This window comes from Paenibacillus thiaminolyticus (genome assembly GCF_003591545.1).
In the GTDB taxonomy this organism is placed as follows: Bacteria; Bacillota; Bacilli; order Paenibacillales; family Paenibacillaceae; genus Paenibacillus_B; species Paenibacillus_B thiaminolyticus_A.
Map to the genome: position 1 here is coordinate 468,348 of NZ_QYZD01000001.1, position 13,403 is coordinate 481,750.

At 53.0% G+C, this 13,403-nt stretch carries 10 protein-coding genes; 6 read left to right on the forward strand and 4 right to left on the reverse strand.

Annotated elements, in window-relative coordinates; all coding sequences use genetic code 11:
* Positions 1 to 72: 72 nt before the first annotated feature.
* Positions 73 to 1,092 carry an alpha/beta hydrolase gene (locus DQX05_RS02290; RefSeq protein ID WP_119790498.1) on the reverse strand — a complete coding sequence of 340 codons (1,020 nt, stop codon included), beginning with the start codon at positions 1,090 to 1,092 and terminating at the stop codon, positions 73 to 75.
* A gap of 369 nt (positions 1,093 to 1,461) precedes the next feature.
* On the opposite strand from DQX05_RS02290, the gene DQX05_RS02295 reads away from it, so the two are divergent.
* Positions 1,462 to 2,211 (forward strand): IclR family transcriptional regulator, encoded by a 750-nt coding sequence (locus DQX05_RS02295; protein ID WP_119790499.1) that lies wholly within the window; start codon positions 1,462 to 1,464, stop codon positions 2,209 to 2,211.
* A gap of 257 nt (positions 2,212 to 2,468) precedes the next feature.
* Here the strand turns inward: DQX05_RS02295 and DQX05_RS02300 are convergent, their stop codons facing one another.
* The 3 genes from DQX05_RS02300 to DQX05_RS02310 form a co-directional block, all read right to left on the reverse strand.
* Positions 2,469 to 3,164 carry a hypothetical protein gene (locus tag DQX05_RS02300; RefSeq protein WP_119790501.1) on the reverse strand — a complete coding sequence of 232 codons (696 nt, stop codon included), beginning with the start codon at positions 3,162 to 3,164 and terminating at the stop codon, positions 2,469 to 2,471.
* A 75-nt stretch (positions 3,165 to 3,239) separates the two neighbouring features.
* The gene (locus DQX05_RS02305; RefSeq protein WP_119790503.1) at positions 3,240 to 3,785 is read right to left on the reverse strand and encodes a hypothetical protein; all 546 of its coding nucleotides are present in this window, start codon (positions 3,783 to 3,785) and stop codon (positions 3,240 to 3,242) included.
* 476 nt (positions 3,786 to 4,261) lie between these two features.
* Entirely contained in the window at positions 4,262 to 6,592 is a 2,331-nt protein-coding gene (locus DQX05_RS02310; RefSeq protein ID WP_259391736.1) for a helix-turn-helix domain-containing protein, read from the reverse strand.
* Between the two features lie 364 nt (positions 6,593 to 6,956).
* On the opposite strand from DQX05_RS02310, the gene DQX05_RS02320 reads away from it, so the two are divergent.
* From DQX05_RS02320 to DQX05_RS02345, 5 genes are all read left to right on the forward strand, one after another.
* Positions 6,957 to 7,937: an ABC transporter permease gene (locus DQX05_RS02320; protein WP_119790507.1), complete on the forward strand. Its 981-nt coding sequence runs from the start codon at positions 6,957 to 6,959 to the stop codon at positions 7,935 to 7,937.
* 47 nt (positions 7,938 to 7,984) lie between these two features.
* Complete coding sequence (locus DQX05_RS02325) at positions 7,985 to 8,866, forward strand: carbohydrate ABC transporter permease (protein ID WP_087443348.1); 882 nt, start codon at positions 7,985 to 7,987, stop codon at positions 8,864 to 8,866.
* A 51-nt stretch (positions 8,867 to 8,917) separates the two neighbouring features.
* Positions 8,918 to 10,447 (forward strand): extracellular solute-binding protein, encoded by a 1,530-nt coding sequence (locus tag DQX05_RS02330; RefSeq protein ID WP_182914585.1) that lies wholly within the window; start codon positions 8,918 to 8,920, stop codon positions 10,445 to 10,447.
* Between the two features lie 70 nt (positions 10,448 to 10,517).
* Positions 10,518 to 11,801 (forward strand): Gfo/Idh/MocA family protein, encoded by a 1,284-nt coding sequence (locus DQX05_RS02335; RefSeq protein WP_119790509.1) that lies wholly within the window; start codon positions 10,518 to 10,520, stop codon positions 11,799 to 11,801.
* A 751-nt stretch (positions 11,802 to 12,552) separates the two neighbouring features.
* Entirely contained in the window at positions 12,553 to 13,128 is a 576-nt protein-coding gene (locus DQX05_RS02345; RefSeq protein WP_182914586.1) for an RNA 2'-phosphotransferase, read from the forward strand.
* Positions 13,129 to 13,403 lie beyond the last annotated feature (275 nt).

Consider the following 13,403-nt stretch of genomic DNA (forward strand, 5'->3'; position numbering starts at 1 on the left):
ATTCCGCCGACAGGTTGGCTTATGCTTCTCCCGCTGTGCCGGAGAACTGCAAAAACCCGCAAGCCATAAGGCTTACGGGTGGGCGATCATCGATGCGGCATCGGCGTGGTAGGCTGCGCTCAGAAATGCGGCGGCCTTGCCGAGGTAGTCTTTGCGGTGCGTGCGGTAGATGAGTTCATGCTGCACATTGGGCACGATCCAGGATTCCGACAGCTTGTTGCTCTGATGAGCCGCAATCTGTTCGGCGATCTCGTATGGCGCTTTCGTATCCGCGGTTCCGTGAATGATGAGGGTCGGCATCTCGTAGCTGGTTGCCTTCACCTCGCTGTACGGGATCTGCGCCAGGCTGGTGCCGTTCAGCGCCGGGAAGAAGAAGCGCAGCAGATCGAGTGACGGATGCTTCGGCAGCGGCACGTACTGCTTCAGGTTGTGGTACAGCGTATCCGGCTCCAGCAGGAAGGTGCTGTCCAGAATCATCGCGTCAATGTCATCGGTCAACAGCGCGGCTTGCAGGGCGGTTCCGGCTCCCATCGAGAAGCCCCAGACGACGATGTGGGAGGCTCCCCGTTCCTTGGCCAGATTCACGGCGCCAAGCAGCTGCTGCTTCTCCAGCTTGCCTCCAGTGGCGGTTGTCTTGTGCTGCTCCGAGGCGAAGCCATAATCGAACATGATGACGTTATAGTCAAGCCGGTGGGCGAACTGGGCCAGATCGTACATCGGCACCCAATATTCTTCGCGGTTCGCGCCATAGCCATGGCTTAAAATGATGGTCCGCGACGAAGCGGAGTCCGAAGGAATATACCACCCGTCGACGAGGGTATGGCCGTCGGCTGCCGGAAAGGTCACCGTCTCGTAAGGCATTCCCTTGGCCTCCATCGGATTGGAAAAGAGCGGAGGCACCTGTGGATTCGCGAACATCCAGGCGATAAAGCCGTGCAGGGCGAGGAAGATAACCGATGCAGCGAACACCGTCGACAAGGACAGGGCAATCACGATATGCTTCAGACGGATGCGGCGTGCGGCCGCCGGCGCCAGACCCGAGGGCCCGAGCCATTCCGGTTGAAGCACGGGTGTGACGACAGGTGTGCTCATGGGCATGACCTCCTTCTGGATGTGCGGGAAAGCGAGAAAAACTCGCAAAGCGGGGTATCGACATAAAATGACATTAACTAGAACGAAAGTCTTGGTCAACGTTAAATAAAAGCTTGCTAGTGAAAGCGTTTCATTTGATCCGAAATGTACTATTATCGTATGCCGCGAGCCGCATAACGTCAATAAAAGTGCACGATTTGTAAGGTGTTTGTAATCGTCTCGTAACATTGCAATCCGGCTGTAAAAATGTCGAAACCAGGGACGTTGGTCGGGGTGACGATCGGTGGTCCGTCCCTTTACGGCATCGGAAAAGGGGGTTATACTAGATGTAACGTAGTTTCACTCGATGGAACGAAAGAGGGAGATGGCGTGGAGGAACGAGGAAAATTAACCGTCCGTGCCGTGGAACGGGCGCTCGATATTTTGATGTGCTTCACGGAGCAATATGAGATGAGCTTGACCGAGCTGGCCGCTCGGGTCAACTTGAATAAGAGCACCGTGCACCGGCTGCTGACGACGCTGGAGGATCGCGGCTTCGTGCTGCGCAACGGCGACAAGTACCGCCTTGGCTACCGGGTATGGGAGTTGTCCGCGAACCTGACGCAGGTTGGCGACGCCGCTCAGCTGCTGCTTCCCGAGATGGAGGCGCTGCGCGACCGGCTGGGGGAGACGGTGAGCCTGTACGTGCGCGACGGCTCGGATCGGATTCGCATTCAGGCGGTGCAGAGCAACCAGGCGATTCGGCGGGTGGCCCCGGTCGGAGCGCGGCTCCCGCTGTTCGTCGGCGCATCGAGCAAGGTGCTGCTTGCCTTCGCCGATCCGGCCGAGCGCGACGCGGCGCTTCGGGATGCCTTTTGGCCGCCCAGTGTCGACAGCGAGGCGTGTATGCGGCAGCTGGAAGAGGTGCGCCGTCAAGGGTATGCGGTGAGCATCGAGGAGCGTGAGCCAGGAGCGGCCGCGGTCTCGGTGCCGATATTCGACCGCAGCGGCAAGCTGGCGGCGGCGCTGTCGGTCTCCGGCCCGGTCAGCCGGATGTCGCTCCAGACGCTGGAGGCGTACGCTCCGCAGTTGACGGAGGCCGCCCGCCGGATGGCGACGATGCTGCGCTCGATCGGATAAGAGGCCGCAAGGTCTGAGCGCGGCACAAGCCGCCCATCGTAACTATCATAGCGACGATGGGCGGCCACATCATTAATGTGCAAGTGCCTGCTCGTAGGAGGAATTCAGAAATAGGGTGGGCACTCTTGCGATTAAAGCATTTTGTTCTCATACAGTGGGGAATTGGGTAATATGTCTTTCAAATAGTGGATACTTTTTTGGGAAAGAGAGAGATGGCCTCCAACAAAAGTGTAGCGTATTGTTATAAATAAAAATAATTAATAAAGAGAATAAGTTCCTGAATTATACCAATATTTATAATGATTACTAGCGTGTTGAATCGTACCGGTTCCTTTCCACATCGAACCTCCAGCAGTAACACTTCCTGAAATAGTTGTTGTGCCATTATCATAAAAATCTCCATTGATAAGCCACCACATTTGAGTAGGATTGTTTGTCGGGATCTCAGCTTCTAAATTTCCGGAAAATTGTTTTGTGAAACCAACAGCTGCGCTTGAGTTACGATCTAATTGAACAGAAACAATTTCTTCAAATTGTCTAAAAGATCCTGAGCTATAATAATAAGCATATATTTTCAAAGTTGGTTTATAAAAAGCTGTTACTTGTTGTTCAACACTAATCTCTTTAATCCATACATTGGAAGCGAGATTTCTTAATTCCTTATGTAATCCCTGTGAAGTTTTATCAGGATGTATTCTCTTGGCTTCTTCTATGGAAATTCCCTGTAGCTTTGCAATACTAGCCATTGCAGAATCATAGCTAACATCACGAACAGTTATGTTTCCATCAAGCTTATCAAGATTGTTTAAGTCAATAAAGCCTTCATCATGAACTTCTCTAGTACCTTCAGATACACTTTGAGAATAGGATGGGAGGGGAAAAGAAAGAATTGCACCTGTAGTTAAAGCACAACTTAAAGCAAGCTTTAAAACAATACTCAGTTTCTTTTTCATACTAAATATATCCTCCTCTTTATGGTATATATTTATAATAAATAGTAATTTGGAATAAGTAAACAAAATTAGTTTTTATTCCTTCTTATCCTTTTTATATTTTTGAAGGATATTACAGATTCGTAATATAATATTTTTTTCTTTGTCATTGTTTGTTGAATTATTAGGTAGATATAAAGCCCACTCATTGTATCCATCTTCGACACGGACAAAGCCAGAAGCATAAGGTCCCCAGCCACCTATTTTTGCATCTTCTAAGGAAAGTTCATCTTCATGAAACACAGCTGTTAGTATGTTTTCTGTTCCCAGGAAGAACACAGGATATTTTATATTTTTAAAAAAATCTTTATATTGTTTTTTTGCTGCTTCTTCAAAATATTCTTTAGAGATGATTAATCCATCAAATTGTTGATTTTCGTCTTTAACCAAATCTTGAAGAGTTGTCTTCACGAAATTGACACTATCAATTCCTTCAATTTGATCATCTCCTATTACAACTATCCTTAAAGCGATAGAGGGATCACCTGAGTCTCCAGGCTGAGGAATCGCTTCCTTTTGAGTAGTACAACTGACCAAAATAGTAGAGAATATGAAGAGAAGCAGGAAGTATTTTTTTTTCATTGAGATCGCTCCTTTATTCTTTTAATAGTTTGGATATGTTTCATGGTGAATGAGATTCTCCTTATTCTATTAAATGTTCAAAGATACTCGGTGCCTGAAAGTCCTTCAAGAAACCAAAGGTTCAACTTCTGTGCCTTATACAATACCATAAAATACTTCATAAGGAAAAAGTAGTTATTTCGATCTATTTATGAAGTATAATTTGCGCAAAAAGCCTCCTAATCGCCCCTGAAAACCAAAGTACGTAGAATCTTCTGTAAGCGTGGTTGATATCGATTCGATCAAAGATGACAAAGTGCATTGTTACGTTAGTTGCTTCCGATAACGTACTGTGGGGAAGACAGCATCAACAAACGGGCCGGTCAGGGATGAAACCCTTGACCAGCCCGTTTGTGGTTGGAGCGAAGCCTGCTATGCCCGACTCTTCGTACTGGGAATCCACGGATTGAACAGCCTCTTCTCCGGCGGGGATGACCTTATCCCGCATGCTGCTGCCGGTATTGGCCGGGCGTCATGCCTTCCAGCTTTTTGAACATCCGGTTGAAGTATGAGGGCTGGTAGCCGACCGCTTCCGCGATCTCGTTGATTTTCATATCGGTGGACAGGAGCAGCTCCTTGCATTTATTCATCTTGAGCGACGTCAAGTAATCGACATAGTTGGAGCCGGTCATCTGCTTGAAGGCCTTGCTGAGCTGGGATGCACTCACGCCGGCCTCCGCGGCGACGATGTCGAGCGACAGATCGCTCATATAATCATGGCCGATGCGTTCCAGCATCTCCTCGACCAGTTGCTTCATGGTCGCGCTGTAGCTCTTGTTCAGCGAGGCGATGTACGGCCGGATGATGCGGGTATGGAACCAGGTCAGGCAGGCGCGCGTGTCGCGCAGCCCGTTCAGCTCCTCCTGCAGGCCCGCCGCGTCGAACACCGCATACGGATTGTGCCCAGCCTGAAGCATCGCGCGGTGAATGTTGCCGATGAGCCGCATCAAGGCTTGGTGGATCAGCCATTCGGCCGCCCCGCCGCCATGGAGAGCGGTGACGAACTGCTCCACCCCTTGCACGGCTTCCTCTTCCAGGCCCAGATTCAGGGCGTGAATGATGTCCTGCTCCAGCTCCAGCGGGAATTCGACATTGCCTGCGGTCTGGGACAGGACATGCTCTGCCTCCAGCAGCTGGCTGCCGGAATCGAAGGTGCGGTGCCGCAGGGCGCGCCGTGCCTGCTCAAGCGCATACGGCACATCGAGCCAGGACGAAGTCGGCCCGCTGACGACGATCGTCGCCTCCAGACGGAGCACGTCGCGCAGAGCGCGCAGGCATTGATCGCAGAGCTGCTCGATCCGGCTCTGGGATTCGTTCGGCTCCGCTCCGGGCAGGATAAGGACGGCGCCGAAGGAGCTGTCGAGGAAGTTGATCAGATGGACGTAATCGGCCATCTGATCGGACAGCTCCTGCGCGATGTTGATGGCCGCATACGCCATCAGATGCTCATCCCGGTCGGAGAACGGCTCCCGGCCATTCCCCAACGCATGCGGCTGCACAACGACGGCCGCGAAGCTCTTCCCCTCGATATTCACCTGCAGCAGCCTCAGCTTCTCGCGAATCTCCCGCTCTGTCAGGTGCGAAGCCTGTCCGGTCACGAACTGGTTGATGAATGCTTCGCGCACGGAAGGGATGGATTGATCGAGGCGGCTCTGCAGCGTCTCGTTCGCGAACCGGTACTGCTTCCATTCCTTCTCGATATAGTCCAGCTCATTATGGACCGCCGACTCCGGCGTCCGCCAGCCGCCGAGCATCGTGACGACCCGGCGAATCGGCCGGTACATCCGGCGCGAAGCGAACCAGCTGAGCGCGAGCGCCGCCAACAGGGCGAAGCCCCATAGGACGAGCACGACATGGGTATACGGCCGGGTAGGGGCCGTAATGACCGATAGCGGGGTTCCCGCGATATAGGTCCATGTTCCGCCCATTTTCTCGAAGGAGACGGTATTGACGAGCAGCGAGTCCCCGCCTTCGATCGGCATCTGCCATGTTCGCGGCGGAGGGAGGCGTCCCGGTTCGGCCGGGGCAGGCTCTTCCTGCAGATGCCCAAGAATGAGCGGCAGCGCCTCCGGATGCTCCGCGGTCTTCGCGGAATGGCCGATCACATGCCCCTCCGCGTCCAGCACATACGACAGGTTGTCTGTATTGGCGAAGATATGCAGCTTCGACGGATTGATGTAGATGACGATCGCGCCGAAGGAGGTTGATCCGTTGAACGGGAGCTTGAGGACGATCGCGTGCGGCGCGCCGCCCTTGGCGAATGGGCGCACGAGATCAGGCACCCAGTAGATGCCCTTCTCCTCCAGCATCAGCCGGCCCCAGCGCTCGGCATCTTGCGTATCCTCCAGCGTGCGAAGGCCAAGAGAAGGCTGCAGCACTTTGTTCTGCTTCTGCACGTACAGGTACACTTGATCGATCAGCGGATCGGCATTTTCGATTAAGGTGAGCGTATCAAGAAGCTGGAGCGTCTCCTCGAATTGAAGCCCGAAATCCATGTCGGACACGGACGGCTTGAAATGCGGCTTCACGACCATGTTCAGCGCGTATTGGACAAGCTGGGAAAATTGCTCGTCAATCTGCTTCGCCGCATCCTGAAGCGCGTCCTCATTCTTCTGCTGGAACTGGTTCACCATATGCTGGTTCCCGATATATAAATAAGCCGCGCTGATGACCGTCAGCGGAAGACAGGTCAGCAGCACAGCCATCGCGATGGTTTTCCAATACAATACGCCTTTCGAAGACAACAGGCTTATCCATTGTCGTCTCAACGGTGATCCTCCCATCATGCAGCGGATTCGGATCGCGGAAGTCCGGATGCCGTTGTCTTCATCATACTGAATGACATGCGGATTGAAAAGGCTTTCAATTGAAATTGTCCCGTTGGACAAGGGGGACACAAGCGTGGAGAGGCCCGGAAAAAAAGTGCAACGGCAGGAAATCGGATCGGGCCGCAAAGACGCTGCAGCGGCGCTCTGTCCAGGTAGGGCACGGCTTCTCAGCTTTGTCCATCATAGCGGTAAAGGGATAAAGCTAATCTGGAAAAAAAGTCAAATTGCACGGAATGATGACAGCGTTTACATTAGCACTACCAAGCCATGAAGCTTCGATTCGAATAGAAAGCGAGGGTGACCGATGAGCTCACAGCCAACGAATATCGCCGCCGAGCGAACAGCAGGTCCTGCGCCCCGTGTCCGTGCTCGTGCCGGCAAGCGTAAGCTATGGTCCGATCTGAAGCGCGACAAGTATTTATATTTGTTAGCCCTGCCGGGACTGCTGTTTTTTCTGATCTTCAAGTACATTCCGATTACGAATCTGGTCATTGCCTTCCAGGATTACTCTCCGTACTACGGCGTCACGAGGAGTCCCTGGGTAGGGTTCGAGCATTTCAGCCGCTTTTTCGCCAATGAAGATTTCTATATTTTACTACGGAACACGCTGGCGATCAGCTTCCTGAATCTCCTTTTCTTTTTTCCGGCGCCGATCATTCTGTCCCTCATGCTGAACGAGGTGCGGAACTCGGTGTTGAAGCGCACGGTGCAGTCGCTCATCTATATTCCGCATTTTCTGTCCTGGGTGCTTATTTACGGCTTGACGTTCCTCATGTTCTCCCAATCGGAGGGGATGGTGAACAAGCTGCTCGTATCGATGGGCAAAGAGACGGTCGACATTTTGTCCAACCCGAATTATTTCTGGGGCTTGCTGACGGCGCAATCGATATGGAAGGAAGTCGGCTGGGGCACGATTATATTCCTGGCGGCGATCGCCGGCATCGATCCGCAGCTGTATGAGGCGGCCGTCATGGACGGAGCGGGGCGGATGCGCCGCATCTGGCATATTACGCTGCCGGGCATTCGCAACGTCATCATGATTCTGTTCATTCTCCGCCTAGGCACGATTATGGATACCGGCTTCGAGCAGATTTATCTGATGATGAATTCGGCGGTCACGCATGTGGCGGATGTGTTCGACACGTATGTGTACCGCATCGGGATCAAGCAGGGCGAATTCAGCTACAGCACGGCTATCGGGCTATTCAAGTCGGTCGTCGGCGTCATTCTCGTCGTGACGGCGAACAAGGTGGCGAAGCGGTTCGGTCAAGATAGTCTGTACTAACTTATTGAATAGTCTCTATTAGAAAAGCAGGAAAGAGGTCGAATGCCATGAGAGAACAGTGGCGGGATCGGTTGTTCCAAGCGAGCAATGTGACGGTGCTGATTCTGTTCAGTATCGCTACCGTGTTCCCCATTTACTATACGATTGTGCTGTCGTTCACGGATCCGACGGAATATTACACGCGGCCGCTGATCCTGTTCCCGCAGCAATGGACGCTGGACGCGTATAAATATTTGCTGTCCAACGGGCTGTTCATGAGCTCGCTCGGAATCAGCGCCTTCCTGGCGACCGTGGGCACGGCGTTCAGCCTGATCGTATCGGGAGGACTCGCTTATGCGCTGTCCCGCAAGCGGCTTCGCTTCCGCAAAGCCATTATGATGATGATTCTGATTACGTTCCTGTTCCAGCCAGGACTGGTGCCGCTGTACCTGGTCGTCCGCAATCTAGGCCTGATCGACAGCGTCTGGTCGCTTATTTTGCCGAGCCTGACGAGTGCCTGGTACGTCCTGCTGATGAAAGGATTCTTCGACAGCATCCCGGACAGCCTGGAGGAAGCCGGCCGCATCGACGGCTGCAACGAGATCGGGGTGTTCTGGCGCATTATGCTTCCCTTGTCCCTGCCGGCGCTGGTCGCCTTCGGCCTCTTCTTCGCGGTAGGCTACTGGAACACCTACTTCAATGCGCTCATGTTCATTAACGACCAGAGCAAATGGCCGCTGCAGGTGCTCCTGCAAAATATGCTGGTCGACCCGACGGCGATGGGCGGCGGCACAGGTGGCGGCATGGACTTCCATGTGAACCGCCAGATGCCGACCGAGACGCTCAAAATGGCTGCGGTCGTCATCGCGACGCTGCCGATTATGATGGTGTATCCATTCTTGCAGAAGCATTTCGCCAAGGGCGCGATGGTTGGCTCTGTCAAAGAATGACGAGATAAGGATGCACAAAAAGCATGTTCACGTAAAAAAGGAGGGTCTACGATGATTCACAAGCAACCACGCAAGCTGGCTTCCGCGTTGAAAACATCGATGCTCATTCTGCTCGCCTGCTCGCTGCTGCTGACGGCATGCGGCGGCGGCGGCAAGAGCGCTTCGTCCGGAGGAGACGGTCCGACGAAGATCTCGATTCAGACGTTGAACTATGCGACAGACATGGTCAACAAGAGCAGCCCGATCTGGAAAGAGCTCGAGAAGCGCACCAACACGGAGCTGGATATCACCTGGCTGACGCCGACGACGATCGAGGACAAGGTCAATGTCATGCTCGCTTCCGGCGACATGCCGGATGTCGTCTTCGTCGAGTCGCTTAACAACGCGCAGCTGCAGAAAATGATCAAGCAGGGCGTCTTCTGGGATGTGACGCCATTCATCAAGGGTTACCCGAACTTGACGGACGGAGATAAGGCGTCGATGTGGGACGAGACGAAGATCGAAGGCAAAAATTATGTCATTCCGCGCTATTACCCTAGCTTCGGGGGCGGCGCCTTCGCGATGCTCCGCAAAGACTGGCTCGATGCGCTGAACCTGGAGGTGCCGACATCGCTCGATTCCCTGTTCGATGTGCTGAAGGCGTTCAAGGAGAAGGATCCGAACGGCAACGGACAGGCGGATGAGATTCCGTATGCGGCCTCTCCGAGCTCGATGGGCTTCGTCTACAATATTTACAACGAGACGCAGGGTAACTGGAAGCTGAAGGACGGCAAGCTTGTGCCGATTATTACGGAAGACGCCTCCCGCGATGCGCTGCTCTGGATTAAGAAAGCTTACGATGAGGGTTTGTTCCCGAAGGATTTCGCCATCTTGAAATTTTCGCAAATCCTGGATGCGTTCCGCAGCGGCAAGGTCGGCGGCACGGGCTTGTCCATGAACCATGTCTGGGTAACCGGCAAGCTGCTGCGCGATATCGACCCGAAGGCGGATCTGTATCCGCTGCCATACTTGGAGAATCCGAACGGCTATAAATATACGCCATCTGGGGCTGCGTATTACGGCGTGTACTTGATTCCGAAGAAGGTGCCGGAGGACAAGGTGAAGAAAATTCTCGAGCTGTTCGATTACGGCAACAGCCCGGAAGGGAATATTTTGACCTATTATGGTCTAAAAGATATCCATTACAAGGAAGAGAACGGGAAAATCGTGCCTACGGAGCAGGCGAAGCAAGATTTGACGGGAGACGGCAACATGTCGAGCCTCTTCCATCTAATTAGCGACGATATGGCCATCGGGGCCGTCGGCATGCCGGATGAACTGTACGAACGCAATGTCCAGATCGTGAACGAGCGGAAGAAGCATGTCGTGCCGGAACCGGAGCGGGGCCTCTACTCGGAAGCGTATAATCGCTATTTTCCGGAGATAAAGAAAAAAGTTGACGATATGCGTACAAAAGTAATTATTGGCAAAGAGACGGTTGAGGAGTATGATAAATTTATCGAAACAATCAAAAAAGATAAGGATTTAATCAAAGTTATTGACGAAATGAATCAGGCTTACCAAGCCGCCCAAGCAAAATAAGCAGAGTATGCCGGAGGAACGCCGCTTAGTGCTGGCGTTTCTCTGCGTCGTGCAAAGGAGAGATGTCATTATGAATCCGATTACAGCCATTGTCATAGGTGCAGGCGACCGGGGTGCGCGTGCTTATTCTCCGTATGCCCTGGATAATCCGCATGAGCTGCAGCTTGTCGGCGTGGCCGATCCGAAGGACGAGCGGAGGCAAGCCTTCGCCGAGCAGTTCGGCCTGAACGAATCGCAGCAGTTCGAGACATGGGAAGCGATTCTGGAAGGGGACCGGCGTGCCGATGTGGCCATCATCTGCACGATGGACCGCATGCATTATGAGCCGACGCTGCGGGCGCTGGAGCTCGGTTATCATGTGCTGCTGGAGAAGCCGATGTCGCCGGAGCCGCAGGAATGTGTCGAGATGGAGCTGGCGGCGAAGAAGCATAACCGGCTGCTGACGATATGCCATGTGCTGCGCTACACGTCCTTCTGGTCGGCGATGAAGCGGGAGATCGATCGCGGCGCGATTGGCGATATCGTATCCATCCAATTGAACGAGAATGTGGGCAATATGCATATGTCGCACAGCTTCGTCAGAGGGAACTGGCGCAACAGCGATGAATCGAGCCCGATGATTTTGCAGAAGTCGTGCCATGACATGGACATTTTGGCGTATCTGATGAATGAGCCCTGCGCTCGGGTCAGCTCGTTCGGCTCGCTGATGCATTTCCATGAAGGGCATAAGCCGGAAGGAGCGCCGGCCCGCTGCATCGAGCGCTGTCCGGCGGAGCAGAGCTGCCAGTACCATGCGCCGCGTTATTATCTTGGCGAGGGCATCGACTGGGCGCGCAAAATTACGGATGACTATACGAAGGAAGGCATCCTGAAGGCGCTCTGGGAAGGTCCGTACGGGCGCTGCGTCTATCAGACGGACAACAATGTCGTCGACCATCAGGTCGTCAATCTCGAATTCGCGAGCGGGGCGACCGCGATGTTCAGCATGTGCGGCTTCACGCACGATAATACGCGCATCGTGCAGGTGATGGGCACGAAGGGGGACATCCGCGGCAATATGGAGGATGACTCGTTCATGATCACCGACTTCGTGACGAAGGAGAAGCGGAGCGTTCAGCTCGCTCCGTCCATCACAGGACACGGCGGCGGCGACTCGGGCATCGTGCGCTCGTTCCTGAAGGAAGTGCGCGGCTTCGGCTCTGGCACAGAGAGCCTGTCCTCCGCCTCGGTATCCGTGCGCAGCCATCTGATGGCCTTCGCGGCCGAGCAATCCCGCCTCCAGGGCGGCCAGGTCATCGACCTGCAAGCGATGTATGACGACCTGTCGGGTGCGGTCCCGGTTGGTAAGGCGTAAGGCCGCGCAAGCGTGCAGGCGGATGCCAGCGCTGGATGGCCGGGTTGCGGGCATTAGGCTGGCCGCACAAGATTGCGGGAAGTACAAAATGCTGCCGGAGTAGCATAGCAGAGCGAGACGAGCATTGTGGAATAGGCGATCACCCCTGTAATTGGCGCGGGGGTGATCGTTTTTGTTTTTCCTCCGTTGCAGCATCTGCGTCGGCGTCGGCATCGGCGTCGGGTCGGAAGCAATCCTGCAAAAATGCATCTTTTTGTTCCGATATAGGGCATATTGGGTGGAATTCCTGCGAATTTGCATCTTTTTACTCGATATTTCTCTAATTCGGGCTATAATGGAAGAAATTCCTGTAAATTTGCAGGATTCCTATTTTATAAAATTGGCTTCTTTAAAAATGCTGTATTTTTGCACTATTGGAGGTACCTGAATGTAAAAGAGAGTATCTTCAACCTGGAGGTATGCCCGAATGTGCTCGATTATGCCCGATTGTGCTCGATTGTGCTCGACTGCGCTCGATTGACAATATGAGGAGGAGGGGAACTTGGCTTTGATTAATCAAAATGGGACCCATAATCGAGTTCGTAATATTTTACTAACCAGCTAATTTCAATCCGGGATTTCAATCTGCACAAGGCTCGAAGCCACTACAAGCTTCTTTTTTTACAATACGGCTAGTGCCAAAGCAATTGAATCGATTGCCGGGACAGCGTTGTATAGGAATAGTAGATTTGACATTTATGGAGGCGCTTTTATGACCAGACAGAAGATAGATTTGTTCAAATTAAGCAAGGAAATATCCTATGCCCTGAGGCATGCCCCTTGGGAGTATGAATTGGAACTGGATGAGGAAGGCTGGGTCAGCCTGGAGCAGCTGCTGCTGGCGCTTCACCTTGACCAACGATGGGAAGCTGTTAATGAACAGGACATCCATAACATCATGGCAATGGCGGACAAGCAACGGTTTGAGGCTGCGGACGGGAAAATTAGAGCGTTATACGGGCATTCGATGCCCAGCAAAATCGTCAAGAAGGGAGAGACGCCTCCCTCCGTCGTGTATCACGGAACGGCAAGACGCTTTGTGGCGCAAATCTTGGACGAAGGACTCCGGCCGATGGGAAGACAATATGTTCATGTCTCCGTCGACAAAGAGACGGCCATGCTGGTCGGGAAACGAAGAGACGCTGCCCCGGTGTTGTTGAAGGTGGATGCCGAGACGGCCCGGAACGAAGGGATTATGTTTTATCCGGGCAACCATACGATATGGCTGGCGGACTGTATTCCTCCCAAGTATATTGCAATAGAATGTAGCGGGCGATCGGATATTTAGAATGCGGATCGGTAAGCGGCAAGAGGATGATGATGAGACTCCGTAGCGCTGACAGAAACAACCCTTGCTTCTGAACGAAGGGGATAGCGGCAATAAGGGATGAAAAATGAGAAATAGCATCGCGTTGTTCCCCTCGATTGACTGCCTGCCCTTCAAGGATTCTTTTTGTGGAATGATAAGGGGGAAGTGTTAAGGCAATTCCGGCATGAACGGGCCGAGCTTCTTCATATATTTTTTACAGTCCTTTAACACCAAGGTTATACAGACAAGCTACG